This is a genomic window from Streptomyces sp. SAS_272 (assembly GCF_052543235.1).
The window spans coordinates 61,095-78,832 of the sequence record NZ_JBMNDR010000031.1; the positions used below are offsets into that span (position 1 = coordinate 61,095).

Sequence of the window (17,738 nt, forward strand, 5' to 3'; positions counted from 1 at the left end):
TCGCGCGGTCTTGCGGGGCCGAAGGCCGCCGCACTGGGCGAGGCCGAGGCGCAGGCCTTCGCCGACCGGGTGGAGCAGGCGCTGTACGCCTCCAAGATCGTCTCGTACACGCAGGGCTTCCACGAGATCGCGGCGGGCAGCGAGGAGTACGGCTGGGACATCGACCTCGGCGCCGTCTCCTCGATCTGGCGCGGCGGCTGCATCATCCGCGCGGCGTTCCTGGACCGGATCCGGGCCGCGTACGACGCCCGGGCCGACCTGCCGAGCCTGCTCTCGGACGCGACGTTCGCCTCCGAGATCTCGGCGGCGCAGGACGCGTGGCGCGAGGTGCTGGTGTCGGCGACGCTGCAGGGCGTCGCCACACCCGGCTTCGCCGCGGCACTGGCCTACTACGACGCCCTGCGGGCGGAGCGGCTGCCCGCGGCGCTCACCCAGGGGCAGCGGGACTTCTTCGGGGCGCACACCTACCGGAGGGTGGACCGCGAGGGAGCGTTCCACACCCTGTGGGGCGGGGACCGCTCGGAGGTGGACGCGTAGGCGACGTTCCCGGGAGCACCCGGGGAGCGCCCGGGGAGCACTCTGAGAACGGCCCGCAGGGCGGGGGGGGTGAGCAGCGTCGAGGCCCCCCCCCCCCGCCGCGTCAGGTCAGGGGCGGGCCGGGCTCCGGGCTGGGGACCGGCTCCGGCCCCGGCGGGATCGGCGACGGCGAGGGGTCCGGCGGGCCGGGCCGCGGGGGCGGCGCGGGATCCGGGCCGGGCGGTTGCGGGCCGGGGGGCTGCGGGCCCGGGGGCTGCGGCTCGGGCGTGGGCACCGGGCTCGGGAAGGGCTCCGGAAGAACCGGGTCGGGGCCCGGCGTCGGCCCGGGCGGGACGGGGTCGGGGTACGGGTCGGTCATCGTGTCCTCCGGCCGCTTGCGGGGGCTTGGCTGTGGAACTACTCCCCCGCGTACCCGGGGCCGCCCCGCACACTCACCCGCCCGGCCGCGACCGTGCTCCGCCCCGACGTCACCGAGCGGACGGCGGGGGCGACGGCCCGTGGAGGCCTGAAGCCGACCGCCCCAGAGACCGCCCACGCCCGATCACCCGGAACACCAGGCCGTCTGGACGGCAGACCGCCGGCCCACCGGAACGCCAGACCGACGGCACCGCAGACCGACCGGACAACGGGACGGCAGTCCGACGGGACCGCACATCGCCCGGCTCACGGGCCGCCGGACGGCGAGCCGCCCGGCCTGCCGTCCCCCGGATGCCGGGCCGCCTCACGTGCGGACCGCCGGAGGGCGGCCCGCCCAGGCCCGGACCCGAAGGTCAGAACCGGCCGGGGTGGGCGCGCAGCCAGTCCTTCGCGGCGCTCAGCAGCGCGGGGTCCGCGGCCGGGGCCTCGTCGGGGTGGCGCTCGGCCCACTTCACGACGTAGGGGCACAGCGGCGCCACCGGCACGCCCTCGCGCGCGGACATGGCGTACAGCTCGCGCGCCAGCGACCCCGCGATGCCCTTGCCCTCGTGCGCCGGCTCGACGATCGTGTGCACCGGGACCAGGGCGGGCGCGGGCGACTCCAGGACGAAGTACTCGATGCGGCCCACGACTTCGCCGCCGTCACCGAGGGCTTCGAGGCGGCCCGCCGCCCGGTCGTCGCGGATCTCGATGTCGCTCATGGGCACTCCCGGTGCGGTGGATGCGGAGGGTACGCGGACTGCGTCGGTCAGACCGACACCGCGTGCGGGCTGCGCTCCTGGTCGGTGCCCGGTACCGGTTCCGAGGGGTCGGCGCCCAGGGCCACGATCCGGTTGTCACGGTCCACGTGCACGATCCGCGGCTCCAGGGCCCGCGCCTCGGCGTCGGTCACCTGAGCGTAACTGATGATGATCACCAGGTCTCCGGGGTGCACGAGATGCGCGGCGGCGCCGTTGATGCCGATCACACCGGAGCCGCGCTCCCCTTCGATGACGTACGTCTCCAGCCGCGCCCCGTTGTCGATGTCGACGATGTGCACGAGTTCGCCCGGCAGCAGGTCGGCGGCGTCCAGCAGGTCGGCGTCGATGGTCACCGATCCCACGTAGTGCAGGTCGGCCTGGGTGACGGTGGCACGGTGGATCTTGGACTTGAACATGGTGCGCAGCATGTCGGACTCCTGGAAGACGGCTCCCTGCTAGCCTTTTTGCAGGTCAGGGGCGCCCACACTGTACATCGACATGCCGTCCGGTCGAAGGCCTCCAGGGACATCGTGCGCTTCTGTGACCTGACTCCTGACCTGCGCATATCTGCGCCGTCCAGGCGACAGCGACGACTCGGCGCAGTCGGTGACAACGTGTGCGGTCATGGCCTCAGCTCGCCGCGGCCAGGAGCGGGCCACGGCCCAACGCCAGCGCGAACTGGTCGACGACCTGGGTGAGGGCCTCGCCGGCTGCCGGCGCGACGGTGACCGAGCCGTCGTCGTGGGCGGTGATGTCCTTGTCGAGGGTGAACCAGCCCTGCACGATGTGCGCGGCGCCCATGGAGTTGAGGACCGGACGCAGGGCGTAGTCGATGGCCAGGACATGCGCGACGGAGCCGCCGGTGGCGAGAGGGAGGACCGTCTTTCCGGTCAGTGCGTACTGCGGGAGCAGGTCGAGGAGCGCCTTGAGGACTCCGGAGTACGACGCCTTGTAGACGGGCGTTCCTACGACGACGCCGTCGGCGCCCGCGAACAGTCCGGCGGCCGCGACGATCGCTGGATGCCGGAAGTCCGCGCCGAACAGGGCCTCGGCGGGGATGGTGCGAACGTCGAGCGGGACGACCTCGTGCCCCAGAGCGGTCAGTCGCTGGTCCAGGTGGCGCAGCAGACGGCTGGTGCGGGAGGAGGCGGAAGGGCTGCCGGAGACGGACAGGACAGTGGCCATGGGTCCTCTTTCAGGGGAGAAGGGGGCGGCTCCGCCGGGGAGGCCCGCTGAGGGTCGTCAGGAGTGCCAGGTGGGTTCGGGCAGTTCGCCCTCGAGGACCCGGCGCCCGGCCTCTCGCCGCTTGTGCGGCGACAGCGTCGTGGAGGGTGCGGGTGCGGGTGCGGACTTGCGCCGGAAGGCGTCCAGACCTTCGGCCCCACAGCTCGTACTCCCGGCGGACGACCCGCGCGGGGCTGCTCGCCGGGTCTGCGCGCGTGTGCGGCGATTCGAGCGCCTCGTCGTCGGGACGCCGGGCATCAGCTCGGCTGGAAGGAGTGACCCCGTCGGCGCCATTCCTCGGCGAGCAGTTCGTACGAGCGGACCCGGTCCACGTGGTCGTGAGTGATCGTCGTGATGAGCAACTCGTCCGCGCCCGTGGCCTCCTGCAGCTGTTCCAACCGGTCGGCCACCCGGCCCGGCGAGCCGACGAACTGGGTGTCGTGGCGGTCCTGGACGAGGGCACGGTCCTCGTCCGTCCACGGGTGGGCACGCGCTTCCTCCGGCGTCGGGAACTCGATGGCTCCCTCGGCGGAACGGATGCTGCGCACCCACAGGTCGTAGCCGGTGGTGAGTTCGCGCGCCGTCGCGTCGTCCTCTGCGACGACGACGTCCGCCGAGACGCTGACGTACGGCTTTTCCAGGAACTCGGAGGGCTGGAAGAAGGACCGGTAGCCCTCCACCGCGTCGAGGACCGTGGCCGGGCTGACGTGGTAGTTCGCCGCGAACCGCAGACCGTTGCGGCCCGCGACCGAGGCACTCTCACCACCGCTGCTGCCCAGAATCCACACCTCCACGTCGGCGCCCTCCCCCGGCACGACGTGCGCTTCGACGCCCTCCGGTGAACGGTAGGCGCCCGCCAGCAGGGCGAGGATGTCGTCGATCTGCTCGGCATAGTCCTGCGACTCGGCCCCCGGCAGCAGGAGCAGCCTGCGTTGCAGCGCGATGCGGGGTGAGCCGAGCAGATGCTCGAAGGAGAAGCGGGGCGGGATCAGCAGGCCGTTCGGGGTGCGGCCGTCGACGACGGGGGTCGCCGTCGGCAACGGTGCGGCCGGCTGTCCCGGCGGGCGGCCACCCGAGCGGCCCAGGCCCAGATCGAAGCGGCCCGGGTGCAGCGCGTCGAGCAGGCCGAACTCCTCCACCGTGGACAGCGCCGTGCGGTGCCCGAGCTGCACGGCCCCGGAACCGAGCCGGATGGTGGAGGTGGCGGATGCGGTCAGCGCCAGGACGACGGCGGGTGACGTGCCGGCCACGCCGGGATTGAGGTGGTGCTCGGCGAACCAGTGGCGGGCATATCCGAAGCGCTCGGCCTGCTGGGCGAGGTCGATGGAGTTGCGCAGTGCATCGGCTGCCGTCGAACCGGACGGGATCGGGACCAGGTCGAGGACGCCGAGGGAGATGTCAGACACGGGCGGACTCCTGAGTGATCGGTGATGCCGGAAGAACGGGGCCCCAGGCGCTGAGCGTCGTGACGGCCGTGAACAGGCGGACCCGCTTCGTCAGGGCGGCCGCATGGCCGAGGACGACGGTGGGGGACGTGGAGATGAACGGCCGCTCGTGCCGCTCCCCCACGCCGAAGCCGTCAAAGCCCGACTCCTCGGCCGGCAGCGCACTGTCGAGGACCTCGCGGAAGCGGTCGTGGACGGACTTCTGCACCCCGGTGACGGGGTCCGGGCGGTGCGCGACGAGCGTGACGGCGAGGAACTTCACGACGCCACCCGCTGATCGCCCCGCAGGTCGTCCGGGTGGGAGAGGCCCAGGTGGTGGCGGAGGGTCGGCCCCTCGTAGTCGGTGCGGAAGACGCCCTGTTCCTGGAGCAGTGGGACGACCTTGTCGGCGAAGACGTCGAGGCCGGTGGGGGTGATGTGCGGGACGAGGATGAAGCCGTCGCCGGCGTCGGCCTGGACGTGGTCGTTGATGGTCTTGGCGACGGTCGCCGGGGAGCCGACGAAGGTCTGCCGGTTGCCGGTGTTGATGACCAGGTCGCGGATGGACCACTTGTTGGCGGCGGCCAGGTCGCGCCACTCGCGGGCGGTGGCCAGCGGGTCGCGGTACATCCGCACCTGGGCGCGGCCCTTGGAGATGTGGTCGTCGCTGACCTCCGGGTCGACGTCGGGCAGCGGGCCCTCCGGGTCGTAGGAGGACAGGTCCCGGTTCCAGATGAACTCCAGGTGCTTGATGGCTGTGGCCCCGCTGACCTGCTGGCGGCGCACCTCCCTGGCGAGTTCCTCCGCCTCCGTGTCGGTGTCGGCGAGTGCGAAGGAGGCGGCAGGCAGGATCAGCAACTGGTCGTGGCGGCGGCCGTACTTGGCGAGGCGGTTCTTGACATCCGTGTAGAAGGCCTGGCCGTCCGTCAGGGTGGCGTGGCGGCTGAAGACGGCGTCGGCGGAGGAGGCGGCGAACTCGCGGCCCTCCTCGGAGTCGCCGGCCTGGAAGATGACCGGGCGGCCCTGCGGGGAGCGCGGGACGTTGAACTGGCCGTGGATGTCGAAGTGTTGACCGGTGTGGACGAAGGAGCCGGCCTTCGCGTCCCGCAGGAACACACCCGAGGCCCGGTCGGCAAGGATCTCGTCGCCGTGCCAGGAGTCGAACAGCTCGTTCGTGGTGGCCAGGAACTCCTTGGCGCGGGAGTAGCGCTCCGACTGGGGCAGGAAGCCGCCGCGGCGGAAGTTCTCGCCGGTGAAGGCGTCCCAGGAGGTGACCACGTTCCAGGCGGAGCGGCCGCCGGAGAGGTGGTCGAGGCCGGCGAACTGGCGGGCCACCTCGTACGGCTCGTTGAAGGTGGAGTTGACGGTGCCGGTCAGGCCGAGGTGCTCGGTGACGGCGGCGAGCGCCGCGAGGACCGTGAAGGTGTCCGGCCGACCGACCACGTCCAGGTCGTATATCTTCCCGCCCTGCTCGCGCAGGCGCAGGCCCTCGGCGAGGAAGAGAAAGTCGAACTTGGCGCGTTCGGCGGTCCGCGCGAAGTGCGCGAAGGAGTCGAACTCGATGTGGCTGCCGGCCTTCGGGTCGCTCCACACGGTGGTGTTGTTGACGCCCGGGAAGTGCGCGGCCAGATGGATCTGCTTCAGCGGCTTGCTGGTCATGTCGGTGCGGGTCCTTCCGGCTCAGACGGTCGCGGCGGCGTAGCGGTTGGCGGGGCGGGCGAGGCCCAGCAGGCCGCGCAGGGTGTCGGCCTCGTAGGCGGTGCGGAAGACGCCCCGGCGCTGGAGCTCGGGGACCAGGCCCCGGGTGATCGCCGGGAGGTCGTGTCCGGTGACGGCGGGCCGCAGCCGGAAGCCGCTCAGGCCGCCCTCCGCCGTCAGCTCCTGCAGGAAGTCGGCGAGTCGGGTGGGCGTGCCGGCGAAGACACGGGCGTCGCTGGTGTACGGCTCTCCCGCCAGGGCGTCGAGACGTGCGCGCCGGTCCTCGGCGGCGGCCTGCTCGTCGTCCAGGAAGACCACCAGGTCACCGAAGACGTGCAGGAGTTCGCCGGCGCGCCCGGCCGCCTCCTGCTCGGCGCGGATCTCGGCGACCGCCGCCCGGGCGTCCACGGCGTCCTGCGGGGTGACGTAGCCGACGTCGGCCTGGCGTGCCACCAGCCGGTACGGCACGGTCTGGTGGGCGAGGGAGGTGACGAGAGGCTGGCCCTGCGGCGGGCGCGGGGTGATGGAGGGTCCCTTGACGCTGAAATGCCTGCCCTGGAAGTCGATGTAGTGCAGCTTGTCGCGGTCGATGAACCGGCCGGTGGCGACGTCCCGGATCTCGGCGTCGTCCTCCCAGCTGTCCCAGAGCCGGCGCACGACCTCCACGTAGTCGGCGGCCTCGTCGAACAGGTCGGTCAGCCGCTGTTGTCCGGCCGGGCTCCGGAGCTGTTCCGCGTTGATCGGCGAGAGGGTACGGCGGCCGAAGTGGTCGGCCTCGTGCGGACGGGCGCTGATCTGCACCCGCAGGCCCGCGCGGCCGGTGCTCACGTAGTCGAGGGTGGCGATCGCCTTGGAAATGTGGAACGGCTCCGTGTGGGTGGCGATCACGGTCGGGACCAGGCCGATGTGCCGGGTGAGGGGCGCGATGCGGGACGCGATCAGTACGGCGTCGAGGCGGCCGCGCACCTGGTCGGTACGGCCGTCCAGCTCGCCGTAGTGCGAGGACTGCAGGCCGAGGCCGTCTTCGAAGGTGACGAAGTCGAGCAGTCCGCGCTCGGCCTCGGTGACCTGGTCGGCCCAGTATCCGGCGGTGAACAGGTCCCGGGGGCGGGCCACTTGCTCGCGCCAGGAGGCGGGGTGCCAGCCGGTGCCGTCGAGAGCGACAGCCAGATGCAGAGGGGGAACGGGGGTCGAGGACACGAGGGTGCCTTCCTGGAGATCCGTACGAGATCGCCGGCCCGCGGGAATCGGGGCGCACGGCGGCTGGGGAGACGGGGTCAGGAGCTACAGAGGGAGCCGGCCACGCGCTGGAGGTCGATGTGGGGCCGGGAGTGAAGGCGGACGGCACGCAGTACACGCGTCACGCGTCGCACCTCCGTCCGGGTGGTCCGGGCACTCGCCTTCGACAAGGACAACGGCACGGCTATGCCGATTCTTCCGGCACGGCGGCAGCGGTGTGCCGGACGAGCGAGAAGGCGGTACGACGGCGCAGGGTGAAGCCGATCGACTCGTACAGCCGGATCGCGTTCGCGTTGGCGGCCGCGGCGTGCAGGAAGGGGCGTTCGCCGCGCTCCTCGATGCCGGCGGCGACAGCGCGGACCAGACGCGTGGCCAGACCCCGGCCGCGGTGGGCGGGGTCGGTGCACACGGCGCTGATCTCCGTCCAGCCCGGCGGGTGCAGCCGCTCTCCGGCCAGCGCGATCAGCCGGCCCTCATGGCGGATGCCCAGGTAGGCGCCCAGCTCGACGGTGCGGGGCAGATAGGGGCCCGGCTCGGTGCGGGCGACCAGGTCCAGGATCTCGGGCACGTCGTCAGGGCCGAGCCGTACGGCCTCGGGGTCGGGCTCCGCGCGCAGGGCGGTGCCCACGAGCTGGACGCCGTGTCCGGTGTGCACGACCTCCCAGCCCTCCGCCGCCTCGGTCACGCCTCGCACCGCGGCGGTCCCGCCGGGGCCGACGAGTACGGCGAGGTCGGCCCAGGCGCGCGGGTCGTCCTCGTCGGAGACGGCGTGGAAGGGGGCCACGTCCTGCTGGTATCGGACGGCGTGGCCGACGCGTTCGGCGAAGTGAGCGTGCGGGCCGGTGAGTGCGGCCCAGGCGGGGTTGTCCAGGATGTACGACGAACTGGCGTCGAGGGCGATGACGGACATGGCGTGGCAGTCTCCGGGGTGCGGCTCGGGATGTCCGGCGCGGGGGACTCCACCGCGGGGCGGCGGTGGAGGGCCCGGCACTCGGTGGTCAGGAGTTGTCGAGCGACAGTCCGGGCGGGTTGACCTCGGACTTGGCGACGGCCTCGTTGGAGAGGTCGTAGGCCTTGAGCCACTGGGCGTACTGACCGTTCTTGATCAGGTAGTTGACGGCGTCGGCGAGCGGTTCGGCCAGGCCGCTGTCCTTCTTCGCGGTGGCCGCGATCAGGCCCTGCAGACTCGCGCCGGCGCCCGAGTACGTCCCCGCGATGCGGGTGGCGTCGGGCGTGTTCGCGACCTGGCGGTTGTGGTACGCGAAGCCGGGGTTGGGGCCGAAGGAGGCGTCGATCTTTCCGCTGTTCAGCGCCAGGAAAGTGCTGGTGCTGTCCTGGAAGTACTTGACGGTGAGCTTCTTGCCCTCCTTGGCGAGCTTCGCCTTCCACTCCAGGAGGATCTTCTCCTGGTTGGTGCCGGAGCCGACGGCGATCGTCTTGCCGTCGAGGTTCTCGTAGTCGCCGTCGAAGTTCCAGGTGCTTTTCTTCGGCACGATGAAGGCGAGGTTGTCCTGCCGGTAGGAGGCGAACTCGTACTTCTTCTTGCGTTCCTCGGTGTCGGTGATGTTGGAGAGGGCCACATCGACCTTGCCGCTGTCGATGCCGACGAACATGTTCTCCCAGGTGAAGTTCTTGATCTCCGGCGTGAGTCCGAAGACGGCGGCGATCAGACGGCCGAGATCGGGTTCGGAGCCGGTGAGGGTCTTCTGGTCGCTGCCGACGTACGCCAGCGGCGGGAATCCGGCGGGCAGGGCGCCCTCGCCGATGACGAGCTTGCCGCTCTTGCGGAGGGCCGCCGGCAGTTCGGCGCTGATGGACCTGACCTCGGAGACCTTGATGGTGGTCTCGGTGCCGGCGCCGTTGGAGACCCGTCCGACGACGACCTCTCCGGGCTTGGCGTCGGCGGTGGTGGTGGCCGCGTCGCTGTCGCCCCCGCAGGCGGCGAGCCCGGTGGCGAGGGCGGCGACGGCGGTGGCCGCGGTGATGCCTCTGCTCAGGCTGCGTCGGGTGAAGTAGGTGGGCATGGCCGTTCCTTGTCGCTGGAGGAGGGTGCGGAGGTTTGGCGTGGGGGGAGTTCTGGGCGTACGGCGGTTCACAGGACCTTGCTGAGGAAATCCCTGGTCCGCTCGTGGCGCGGCCTGTCGAGGACCTCGGAGGGCGGGCCCTGCTCGACGATCCGGCCCTGGTCGATGAAGACGACCCGGTCGGCGATCTCGCGGGCGAAGCCGATCTCGTGGGTGACGATGACGAGCGTGGTGCCGCTGGTGGCCAGGTCCTTGATGACGGCGAGGACCTCACCGACGAGTTCCGGGTCCAGGGCGGAGGTGGGTTCGTCGAAGAGGATCACGCCGGGGCGCAGCGCGAGGGCGCGGGCGATGGCGACGCGCTGCTGCTGGCCGCCGGAGAGCTGCCGGGGGTAGGCGCCGATGCGCTCGCCGAGGCCGACCCGTTCCAGGAGTTCCTTCGCCAGTGCCTGTGCCTCGGCCTTGGTCAGCTTTCCGGTGGCGACGGGGGCCGCGGCCACGTTGTCGAGGACGGTCAGGTGCGGGAAGAGGTTGAAGTTCTGGAAGACGAAGCCGATCCGGCCGCGCTGGGCCAGGATGGCGCGCTCGCTCAACTCCTTGAGCCGGTCGCCCTGGCGCTTCACCCCGATCGGCTCGCCGTTGATGCTGACATGGCCGATCTCGGGCTTCTCCAGGTGGTTGACGACCCGCAGGAGCGTGGACTTGCCCGAGCCGGACGGGCCGAGGACGACGGTGACCTCGCCGGGGCGGATGGTCAGGTCGATGCCGTCGAGGACGCGATGGGTGCCGTACCACTTGTGGACGTCGTGGATCTCCAGGGCGGCAGGGGCCGTCTCCAGGGTGTCGGTGCTGCTCATACCGCGGCCTCCCGGCGGACACGGGCACGCAGGTCGGTGAGGCCGGCCCGGAGCTTCTGCAGGGGCGTCGGCGGCAGCGCGCGGGTGGCGCCGCGGGCGTAGTACCGCTCGACGTAGAACTGGATCACGGAGACGACGCTGGTCAGGATCAGGTACCAGACGGTCACCACCAGGAGCAGCGGCACGATGTCGCCGGGGTAGGTGGAGCCCATGCTCTGCGCGGTGCCGAAGAGGTCGAGCAACGAGACGTAGAAGACCAGCGAGGTGCTCTTGATCAGGCCGATCAGCTGATTGACGTAGTTCGGGGTGATCGACCTGAGGGCCTGCGGGAAGACGATCCTGCGGAACTGGTAGCCCTTGGGCAGGCCGAGCGCGGCGGCCGCCTCGTGCTGGCCCTGGTCCACGGAGAGGATGCCGCCGCGGACCACCTCGGCCGCGTAGGCGGCCTCGTTGAGGCTGAGGCCGATGACGGCGATCACCATGTCGGTCGCGAGTTTCGACTCGTCGAAGGAGAAGAAGGCCGGCCCGAAGGGGACGCCGACGCTCAACGTCCGGTACAGAGCACTGAAGTTGTAGAGGAAGAGCAGCACCACGATGAGCGGGATGGAGCGCAGCGCCCAGACGTACGTCCAGCTGACCGCGCGCAGCACCGGGCTCTTCGACAGCCGCGCCAGAGCCAGCAGGACGCCGCCGACCAGACCCAACACGGCGCTGTAGGCGGTGACTTCGAGCGTGATCACGAGGCCGTCGAGGATGGTGGGGCGCAGGAACCAGTAGCCCCAGCGGTCCCACTGGTAGAAGGGGTTGGAGACCAGTCCGTGCACGAACTGGGCGACCAGAACCAACACGAACGCGGTGGCGATCCAGCGCCCTGGCCGCCTCAACGGCAGAACTCTCTGGGCGGTGAGGGCTTTCGACGGTTCGTCGGCGGTCGGCGCTTCGGGAAGGGTGACGGTGGCACCAGGGGGTTCACTCATAGTGGGCTCCGGCTGGGTGGGTACACCCCTCAGGCGCGGCGGCATGCGGCAGCGCACATGACGGCGGGACACCGGGGGCGGGGAGGACGACGGCACACCGCTCGGGCGGCGTTCGTCAGGGAATGCGGGGGCTGCGGGGAGAGGTCAGCCCCGACAGCGGGCACGGCCCGGTGCGGTACACAGTGCGCTGTTCACGCGGAGCAGGTCGACGGCACGATCGGCGACGAGAGGGTTCGGGTACGGCTGTACGCAGCCCTGTGGGCGGCGCGTGGCCGTCCTGGGAGCTGCGTACATGGCGTCACCTTCACCGTTCCGGCCCTGCGGGCCTCGCGCTTACCGAATCCTCTTCGGTCCGGTCGTCACCTGGGGCACCCCACCGCGGTGCGAGGGTTGCCGGTCAGCCAGCCAGGGCTTGTCGCTGACGCTCATGACCGTTCTGGGCCACAGTCAAGACAAGTGCCCGAACGAATGTCAACGCCGGTCCACCAGGCGGAACAGCTGATGGGCTGAGTGTGCCGCCCGGTCCAGGATCTGGACGGCTGCTCCGGCGGATGACTCTCCCCGGGAGCGGGCGCGGACGTACGCGCGGCTGACGCGACGTCGGGTGCGGGAGCGGGGCTCATCCGTGCACGGCGGACGCATGAGTCACGCCGGCGCGGGCGCCGCCGGGACGGGATGGGCCCCTGCTCAGCCCTGGGGGCTGATCGCGCTGCAGACGCGCAGCAGATCGATGTGACGGCGGGAGGTCAGAAGAGGCGAACGGCACACGCGTGCGGTGACCGGCTCCAGGCGTCTCATATTTTCCCTACCTATTCACTAGGATTCCCTCGGTGAGTGTCGATCCGACCGGCATCGCCGTCAAGAGGGCCGTCCCGCATCGCGGACGCCCCGATGGACGGCGGCACCGCTCGACACAGCCACCGCACGTCTGCGGGCCGAGCCGCCGGCCGTCCCTTGTACACATGACTGACAAGAAGCTGTCACACGCCGACCGGAATGCGGGTTCGGCCGACGCCCGTTCTGACTGACATGACTGTCCGAGTAGCGCTCAACGCGTCCGCCGCGCCGAGCCAGGTCGACGCCACCGTCCGACTGACCGCGCAGGCCGCGGAGTTCGCTGTCACGTCGGCCCGGTGCGGGCAGACCTTCGGTGCGGCTCACGCCTTCTACGAACAGATCCCGTCCTACGCGCGGGCCGTCGAACTCTCCGGCGGCCGACGGGCCGCCGACCTGGCCGTGATCGGCGACGAGAAGACCGTCGAGGCCGAGGTACGCCGTTACCGCGACGCCGGCGCCACGGAGGCCGTGTTCTCGGCCGCCGAGATCGCGGGAGAAGCCGACCGCCGACGCACCTGGCGAATCCTCGGCGAACCGGCCGGCTAGGTACGCGCGTCGGCTCGAGGGCCCCCTCATCCCCTGCCCGAAGACGCCCCGACACAAAGGAGATTCCCATGACCACCGAGGCCACCGCCACGGACCTCCACGCCTTCACCGAGACCTGGCTGGAGTGGTACCGCGCCCAGGAGGCCCGGCTCGCCGCCCCGCACGGGTTCCTGGCGATCACCGGCCTGCACTGGCTCGACGACGGGCCGCAGCGCTTCCCGGACGCGCCCGGCGCGTGGCGCACCACCGGCCCCGAAGGCGTCGTCGTGAACCTCGACGCGGGCGAGGAACTGGTCGTCGACGGGACGCCGGTACGCGGCGAGCACCGCTTCGGCGTGCTTCCCGAGCGTGGCGGCGTCGACGCCGTCTGGGGAGACGCCGTCATCGAGGTCGCCAAGCGCGGCGGCCAGGACATCGTGCGCCCCCGGCACCCGGACGCGCCGCTGCGCACAGCCTTCACCGGAACGCCCGCCTACGCCCCCGACCCGCGCTGGGCCGTGAAGGGCCGCTACATCCCCTTCGACACTCCGCGGCCGACCACCGTGGGCGCCGCGGTCGAGGGCCTTGAGCATGTCTACGACGCTCCGGGCAGGGTCGAGTTCGAGCTGGACGGGCGCCCGCTGTCGCTGACCGCGTTCCCCGGCCATGGTGCGGGCCGGCTGATGGTGCTGTTCACCGACGCGACCTCCGGGGTCACCACCTACGCCGCCAACCGGTCCCTGGCCCTCGCTCCGCCCGCAGCCGACGGCACGGTCGTCCTGGACTTCAACCGGGCCACCAACCTGCCGTGCGCCTACACGGATCTGGCCACCTGCCCGTTGCCCCCGGCCGAGAACCGGCTGCCGGTCGCGATCGAGGCCGGTCAGAAGATCCCCCGCGAGCGCGGCGGCTCCTGAGCCGGCACGACCGCGCACGCGTACACCGGCCTTGAGAAGCACTCCGACTCTTCGAGTGCCGGGCCCGAAAGGGATCCTGTTCGCCATCGAGAACGCCCTCACGTTCCTGCACTGACGGGCGGTCGACCCGCAGGCCGGGGACTGCCCTCCTGCACCACGCCACCCGAGCGGAACGCGAGCCCGGACGGTGTGCCGGTCGTCATCGGTGGTCCCCCACGGGCACCGGGTTCAGCGGTTGCGCAGAGCCGCGCGTGCGGCGTTCAGATCGGCCGCACCAGGGCGGTTGTGGGGCAGCCTGCCCAGCACGGCCGCCATCCCGCAGGTGTTCGTCACGGCGGAGAAGACCAGGCCGCCCGCGATGCCGGCCGGTATCAGCAGGAGGGCCGGATGCACGAGCAGGCCGAGAAGGACGCCGAGCAGGACCACGCTGCCGGCGGTGAAGCGGACCTGGCGTTCCGTGCTCCAGCCCGCCCGCGTGTCACGGGCGGCCGGTGTGTGCAGGTCGTACCCCCTGGCGGTCCAGCCTTCGGCGCCGCCGACGAGGGTGGCGGTGACGACGCCCTGCGCGGCAAGGATCCTGCAGGCCTTCTCCGAGCGGGCTCCGGAGGCGCAGACGACCAGGACGTCTCCGGCCTGCGCGGCGTGCCGGATCTCCGGCAGTGCGCGCCGGATGCGGTCGAGGGGGATGTTCAGGGCTGCGGGCAGGTGCCCTGAGGCGTACTCGGCGGGGGTGCGCACGTCGATGACGGTCAGCTCGTGGATGCGGGTGCGCGCCTGCTGGGCGCCGAGGGCGCGGGGGACGGGAACGTGGGTCATGGCAGAGGTGATCCTTGATGGTCGACGTCGTCCCGGACCGGGACGTAGAGTACCCCTAGGGGTATTGCCAGAGGAGTGATCGTGGAACTGGAGCTCGAGGGCGCGGAGCTGAAAGCCGTGCTGAACCGGCTGCGTCGCGCGCAGGGTCAGATCTCGGGAGTGATCCGGATGATCGAGGAGGGGCGTGACTGCGAGGACGTCGTCACCCAGCTCGCCGCCGCCTCCCGCGCGCTGGACCGGGCCGGCTTCGCGATCATCGCGACCGGCCTGCAGCAGTGCGTTGCCGACCTCGATTCCGGGCGCAAGAACGGTGAAGACACGGCAGCCATGCGCGCACGGCTGGAGAGACTGTTCCTGTCTCTGGCCTGAGAGCGGGTGTCGACGGCGCTCACCGCCGCCGGCACGCGAGCCCGCGCCTCGCCGGCCGTCACCGTGCCGCGTCGACCAGCATGGAGGCCGCCACGGCCAGCAGCACCGCGGCGAATATCCGCTGAAGCGTGCGCCCGGACACCTTCGCGGCCAACCGCTTGCCGTCCCACGCACCGAGGATCGCGGTCCCGACGAAGGGACCGACGACCGCCCAGTCGAGCTTCTCGACCGTGCCCGCACGCATCGCCAGCGCGGCCAGGGAGTTGACGGTGACCACCAGCAGGCTGGTACCCACCGCGTTGCGCATCCGTAGATCCAGCACGCTCACCAGCGCCGGTACGGCGAGGAAGCCGCCGCCGACCCCGAGAACGCCGGTGACCGCGCCGAGTCCGGCGCCGGCCCCCGCTGCCCGCGTCGGCCGCACCGTCACCGATCGCTCGGCGGCCGGCCTCGGCCGCAGCATGCCCAGGGCGGCCGCTCCCGCGACCACGGCGAAGCCCGCCGTCAGGGCGGCGGCCGGGACACGGGCGGCCAGTGCGCCGCCCAGCATCGCCGGACCGATCCCGGCCGCCGCGAACAACAGCCCCGTCCGCCAGCGGACATTCCCGTCGCGGGCGTGCGCGGACAGGGCCGTGACCGAGGTGACGGTGACGACGACCAGGCTCGCGGTGGTGGCCCCGACCGGACTGAAGCCGAGCAGGTAGATCAAGGCGGGCACGGCCAGCACGCTGCCGCCTCCCCCGAGCGCGCCGAGCGCCAGGCCGATGACCGCCCCGGCGGCCAGGGCGAGCACGAGAGCACTCACGCGACGGCGCCGTGTCCGCCGCGGGCGTCCACGACCGGAAGACCCGCCTTCGCCCAGCCGCTCATTCCGCCGATCACGTCCACGGCCGGCGCGCCGCGGGCAGCGAGCAGTTCGGCCGCCTGCCGGGAACGGGTCCCGGCGCGGCAGATCACGATCAGGGGCCGCGCCTGCGCATGAGGGGGCAGCCCCGCGCCGGCGGCCAGCGCGGAGAGCGGCAGGTGCACCGCCCGGGGTGCGTGCCCCGCGTGCCACTCGTGGGACTCGCGCACGTCCAGCAGCACGGCGTCGACCGTGCCGTCGGCGGCGCTTCCGTGGCCGGTGCGGACGGCCGCCTCCTGCACGCTCACCCGGCCCGCGCCTCTCTGCACTCGTCGGAACATGCTCATGTCGGTTTCGCGCTCCTGTCTGCCGTGCCGGTACCGGAGATCGGCGGGGGTCCCGATGACACCTCACGCCCTCGGGGATTGCGGTGTCAGGGGTTGCGGATGAGGAGTCCGGCGCGGCCGGCCGCGTCGAAGGAGTCGTCGACGGCGACGACGTCACGTCCGGCGGCGTCCAGCAGGGAGGCGGCGACGGCGGCACGCATGCCGCCCGCGCAGTGCACCCACACCTCACCGTCGGGGACCTCGTCCAGGCGGCCGTGCAGGGTGTGGATCGGGATGTGGAGCGAGCCGTCGAGGTAGCCGCCCGCCCGCTCCGAGCCGCGCCGGACGTCGAGGACGACGACACCCGCACCCGGATGACGACCCGCGAGATCGGCGAACGCCGCACGGCGGTAGGAGGTCGGCGCCTCGCCCTCGCGCAGCCAGTCGGCCGGCCCGCCGACGGCCGCCGCGGCCGGCCGGTCGATGCCGACGCGGACCAGTTCACGCTGGGCTCGGGCGAGTTGTCCGGGGGACTCGGCGAGCAGGGTCACCGGCTTGTCCCACGGAATCAGCCAGGCGAGATACGTCGCGAGCTGTCCCTCGGCCTCGAAGTTGAAGGACCCGGACACATGCCCGGCGGCGAAGGCGACGCGATCGCGCAGATCCACCACCCACTCCCCCGCCGCCAGCCGGTCGGCGATCTCGTCGGCGTCGGCCACGGCGGGTGGGGTGAGGTCCACGGGTGCGGGTCCGGCGGCGTTGGCCGGCCCCATGTGCGAGTAGTAGGCGGGGACGTCGTCCAGGCCGGCCAGCAGGTCGGCGACGAAGGTGTCCGCGTCCCGTGTCAGGGCCTCGTTGGACGCCTTCTCCTTGCCGACGGTCGTGGCGTCGCCCCGCGACTGCGAGGACGAGCAGAAGCTGCCGAAGCCGTGCGTGGGCAGCACCGCCGCGTCCTCGGGCAGCTCGGCGGCCAGCCGGTGGGCAGAGGCGTGCTGGGCCCGGGCGAGCCGCTCCGTCAGCCGCGGTTCGACGAGGTCCGGTCGGCCCACGGCGCCGATCAGCAGCGAACCGCCGCTGAACACCGCGACCGCGGCGCCGTTCTCCTCCAGCGCGTAGGAGGTGTGGTGCGGGGTGTGGCCGGGTGTGGCCAGCGCCCGCAGGGACAGGCCGGCGCGGGTGTCGATCTGCGTGCGGTCGCCGTCGTGCACCCGTATGCGCTCGAAAGAGACGCGGGCCCCGGCGGGAACGAGGTAGGCGGCGCCGACGACCCGGGCCAGCTCCAGGCCTCCGGTGACGTAGTCGTTGTGGAGATGCGTCTCGACGACATGGGAGATCCGCACCCCTCGCCGGACGGCCGCGGCGATCACCAGGTCGATGTCGCGCGGCGGGTCGACCGCCACCGCGGTCTCCTCACCGCCCGCGAGATAGCTCCGGTTGCCGAGACCCGACAACTCGATCGTGTCGACGAAGAACACGAGGTACTCCCTTCCAGCGGTCAATTACCCCGGGGGGTATGCCTACGAAGGTAGCACGAGTACCCCGGGGGGTATTCTGAGGACCGGGAACCGGGAAGATCGCCGATGAACGGACCGGGTGCCTTCACCGCCGTGGCGGGCCCGAGCGTCGCCGCGCGCCTCGGAGCGCGCCCGCACCGCCGGCTGCAGCTCGCGCCGGACGTCGGGTGCCGAGGCGCTGGGGCACGACACGGGGCGCATGTGATGGACCGATGCGACGCGGGCGCGGTCAACGGCGCCACCGGGGAGAACAGACCGGCCGGCCCCCGACGCTCCGCCGCAGGATCTCCACGTGCCGTGCCGAAGAGGCTGCGCCCTGCTCCTGGAGGACAAAACCCTGCACCGCCCGTCGACCCACAGGAACAGGGACGCGATGCCCGGGTCGAGACGTGATGTGGGGGTGGTGCCGTCGTGGACGCTCAGCGTCAGCGCGGAACCCCTGCGACCCCTGCG

At 71.9% G+C, this 17,738-nt stretch carries 19 protein-coding genes, 2 pseudogenes and 1 riboswitch; of the genes and pseudogenes, 4 read left to right on the plus strand and 17 right to left on the minus strand.

Annotation, left to right across the window (positions count from 1 at the left end; all coding sequences use genetic code 11):
• Positions 1 to 537: NADP(+)-dependent, decarboxylating phosphogluconate dehydrogenase (locus ACN6LD_RS19215; protein WP_458576032.1), on the plus strand; the 537-nt coding region annotated here is incomplete at its 5' end.
• Between the two features lie 770 nt (positions 538 to 1,307).
• On the opposite strand, the gene ACN6LD_RS19220 is transcribed toward ACN6LD_RS19215, so the two are convergent.
• The 13 genes and pseudogenes from ACN6LD_RS19220 to ACN6LD_RS19280 form a co-directional block, all read right to left on the minus strand.
• Positions 1,308 to 1,655, minus strand: a complete 348-nt coding sequence (locus ACN6LD_RS19220; protein WP_445043822.1) for a GNAT family N-acetyltransferase — start codon at positions 1,653 to 1,655, stop codon at positions 1,308 to 1,310.
• Positions 1,656 to 1,702: 47 nt separating this feature from the next.
• Complete coding sequence (gene panD, locus ACN6LD_RS19225) at positions 1,703 to 2,122, minus strand: aspartate 1-decarboxylase (protein WP_057581060.1); 420 nt, start codon at positions 2,120 to 2,122, stop codon at positions 1,703 to 1,705.
• Positions 2,123 to 2,324: 202 nt separating this feature from the next.
• A complete protein-coding gene (ssuE, locus tag ACN6LD_RS19230) occupies positions 2,325 to 2,879 on the minus strand; it encodes an NADPH-dependent FMN reductase (protein ID WP_445043823.1) in 555 nt (184 codons plus the stop codon).
• 296 nt (positions 2,880 to 3,175) lie between these two features.
• The gene (locus tag ACN6LD_RS19235) at positions 3,176 to 4,324 is read right to left on the minus strand and encodes an LLM class flavin-dependent oxidoreductase (protein WP_319193966.1); all 1,149 of its coding nucleotides are present in this window, start codon (positions 4,322 to 4,324) and stop codon (positions 3,176 to 3,178) included.
• 34 nt (positions 4,325 to 4,358) lie between these two features.
• Positions 4,359 to 4,625 (minus strand): annotated as a pseudogene (locus ACN6LD_RS19240) (LLM class flavin-dependent oxidoreductase); the annotation flags it as partial.
• Complete coding sequence (locus ACN6LD_RS19245) at positions 4,622 to 6,001, minus strand: NtaA/DmoA family FMN-dependent monooxygenase (RefSeq protein WP_445043824.1); 1,380 nt, start codon at positions 5,999 to 6,001, stop codon at positions 4,622 to 4,624. The pseudogene ACN6LD_RS19240 and the gene ACN6LD_RS19245, both read right to left, overlap by 4 nt.
• 21 nt (positions 6,002 to 6,022) lie before the next feature.
• Positions 6,023 to 7,240, minus strand: coding sequence for an LLM class flavin-dependent oxidoreductase (locus tag ACN6LD_RS19250; RefSeq protein ID WP_319193962.1), 1,218 nt, complete (start codon positions 7,238 to 7,240; stop codon positions 6,023 to 6,025).
• Between the two features lie 77 nt (positions 7,241 to 7,317).
• Positions 7,318 to 7,461: a putative leader peptide gene (locus ACN6LD_RS19255; protein ID WP_445043825.1), complete on the minus strand. Its 144-nt coding sequence runs from the start codon at positions 7,459 to 7,461 to the stop codon at positions 7,318 to 7,320.
• A 2-nt stretch (positions 7,462 to 7,463) separates the two neighbouring features.
• Positions 7,464 to 8,189 carry a GNAT family N-acetyltransferase gene (locus ACN6LD_RS19260; protein WP_445043826.1) on the minus strand — a complete coding sequence of 242 codons (726 nt, stop codon included), beginning with the start codon at positions 8,187 to 8,189 and terminating at the stop codon, positions 7,464 to 7,466.
• 88 nt (positions 8,190 to 8,277) lie between these two features.
• Positions 8,278 to 9,303 (minus strand): ABC transporter substrate-binding protein, encoded by a 1,026-nt coding sequence (locus ACN6LD_RS19265; protein WP_445043827.1) that lies wholly within the window; start codon positions 9,301 to 9,303, stop codon positions 8,278 to 8,280.
• Between the two features lie 68 nt (positions 9,304 to 9,371).
• The gene (locus tag ACN6LD_RS19270; protein WP_319193957.1) at positions 9,372 to 10,160 is read right to left on the minus strand and encodes an amino acid ABC transporter ATP-binding protein; all 789 of its coding nucleotides are present in this window, start codon (positions 10,158 to 10,160) and stop codon (positions 9,372 to 9,374) included.
• A complete protein-coding gene (locus tag ACN6LD_RS19275) occupies positions 10,157 to 11,137 on the minus strand; it encodes an amino acid ABC transporter permease (protein ID WP_445043828.1) in 981 nt (326 codons plus the stop codon). Before ACN6LD_RS19275 ends, ACN6LD_RS19270 begins: the two co-directional genes overlap by 4 nt.
• Positions 11,138 to 11,461: 324 nt before the next feature.
• Positions 11,462 to 11,570: riboswitch (SAM riboswitch) on the minus strand.
• Between the two features lie 254 nt (positions 11,571 to 11,824).
• Positions 11,825 to 11,935: a putative leader peptide gene (locus ACN6LD_RS19280; RefSeq protein WP_319193954.1), complete on the minus strand. Its 111-nt coding sequence runs from the start codon at positions 11,933 to 11,935 to the stop codon at positions 11,825 to 11,827.
• A gap of 363 nt (positions 11,936 to 12,298) precedes the next feature.
• Here ACN6LD_RS19280 and ACN6LD_RS19285 point away from each other — a divergent pair.
• Positions 12,299 to 12,520: pseudogene (locus ACN6LD_RS19285) on the plus strand (LLM class F420-dependent oxidoreductase); the annotation flags it as partial.
• A gap of 68 nt (positions 12,521 to 12,588) precedes the next feature.
• Entirely contained in the window at positions 12,589 to 13,416 is an 828-nt protein-coding gene (locus ACN6LD_RS19290) for a DUF1684 domain-containing protein (protein WP_445043829.1), read from the plus strand.
• A gap of 228 nt (positions 13,417 to 13,644) precedes the next feature.
• Here ACN6LD_RS19290 and ACN6LD_RS19295 read toward each other — a convergent pair whose 3' ends face one another.
• Positions 13,645 to 14,232 carry a rhodanese-like domain-containing protein gene (locus ACN6LD_RS19295; protein ID WP_445043830.1) on the minus strand — a complete coding sequence of 196 codons (588 nt, stop codon included), beginning with the start codon at positions 14,230 to 14,232 and terminating at the stop codon, positions 13,645 to 13,647.
• 81 nt (positions 14,233 to 14,313) lie between these two features.
• Between ACN6LD_RS19295 and ACN6LD_RS19300 the strand changes: the two genes are divergently transcribed.
• Complete coding sequence (locus ACN6LD_RS19300; RefSeq protein ID WP_319193951.1) at positions 14,314 to 14,601, plus strand: metal-sensitive transcriptional regulator; 288 nt, start codon at positions 14,314 to 14,316, stop codon at positions 14,599 to 14,601.
• Positions 14,602 to 14,659: 58 nt separating this feature from the next.
• Here ACN6LD_RS19300 and ACN6LD_RS19305 read toward each other — a convergent pair whose 3' ends face one another.
• The 3 genes from ACN6LD_RS19305 to ACN6LD_RS19315 form a co-directional block, all read right to left on the minus strand.
• A complete protein-coding gene (locus ACN6LD_RS19305) occupies positions 14,660 to 15,406 on the minus strand; it encodes a sulfite exporter TauE/SafE family protein (RefSeq protein WP_445043831.1) in 747 nt (248 codons plus the stop codon).
• Entirely contained in the window at positions 15,403 to 15,792 is a 390-nt protein-coding gene (locus ACN6LD_RS19310; RefSeq protein WP_319193948.1) for a rhodanese-like domain-containing protein, read from the minus strand. Before ACN6LD_RS19310 ends, ACN6LD_RS19305 begins: the two co-directional genes overlap by 4 nt.
• 86 nt (positions 15,793 to 15,878) lie before the next feature.
• The gene (locus ACN6LD_RS19315) at positions 15,879 to 17,246 is read right to left on the minus strand and encodes an MBL fold metallo-hydrolase (RefSeq protein WP_319193947.1); all 1,368 of its coding nucleotides are present in this window, start codon (positions 17,244 to 17,246) and stop codon (positions 15,879 to 15,881) included.
• Between the last annotated feature and the right edge of the window lie 492 nt (positions 17,247 to 17,738).

What these genes read in the sequence shown, in the direction of transcription:
- ssuE (WP_445043823.1), bottom strand. Translation starts at nt 2,879, where the DNA reads ATGGCCACTGTCCTGTCCGTCTCCGGCAGCCCTTCCGCCTCCTCCCGC.
- ACN6LD_RS19270 (WP_319193957.1), bottom strand. Translation starts at nt 10,160, where the DNA reads ATGAGCAGCACCGACACCCTGGAGACGGCCCCTGCCGCCCTGGAGATC.
- panD (WP_057581060.1), bottom strand. Translation starts at nt 2,122, where the DNA reads ATGCTGCGCACCATGTTCAAGTCCAAGATCCACCGTGCCACCGTCACC.
- ACN6LD_RS19310 (WP_319193948.1), bottom strand. Translation starts at nt 15,792, where the DNA reads ATGAGCATGTTCCGACGAGTGCAGAGAGGCGCGGGCCGGGTGAGCGTG.
- ACN6LD_RS19245 (WP_445043824.1), bottom strand. Translation starts at nt 6,001, where the DNA reads ATGACCAGCAAGCCGCTGAAGCAGATCCATCTGGCCGCGCACTTCCCG.
- ACN6LD_RS19265 (WP_445043827.1), bottom strand. Translation starts at nt 9,303, where the DNA reads ATGCCCACCTACTTCACCCGACGCAGCCTGAGCAGAGGCATCACCGCG.
- ACN6LD_RS19280 (WP_319193954.1), bottom strand. Translation starts at nt 11,935, where the DNA reads ATGAGACGCCTGGAGCCGGTCACCGCACGCGTGTGCCGTTCGCCTCTT.
- ACN6LD_RS19295 (WP_445043830.1), bottom strand. Translation starts at nt 14,232, where the DNA reads ATGACCCACGTTCCCGTCCCCCGCGCCCTCGGCGCCCAGCAGGCGCGC.
- ACN6LD_RS19290 (WP_445043829.1), top strand. Translation starts at nt 12,589, where the DNA reads ATGACCACCGAGGCCACCGCCACGGACCTCCACGCCTTCACCGAGACC.
- ACN6LD_RS19260 (WP_445043826.1), bottom strand. Translation starts at nt 8,189, where the DNA reads ATGTCCGTCATCGCCCTCGACGCCAGTTCGTCGTACATCCTGGACAAC.
- ACN6LD_RS19220 (WP_445043822.1), bottom strand. Translation starts at nt 1,655, where the DNA reads ATGAGCGACATCGAGATCCGCGACGACCGGGCGGCGGGCCGCCTCGAA.
- ACN6LD_RS19275 (WP_445043828.1), bottom strand. Translation starts at nt 11,137, where the DNA reads ATGAGTGAACCCCCTGGTGCCACCGTCACCCTTCCCGAAGCGCCGACC.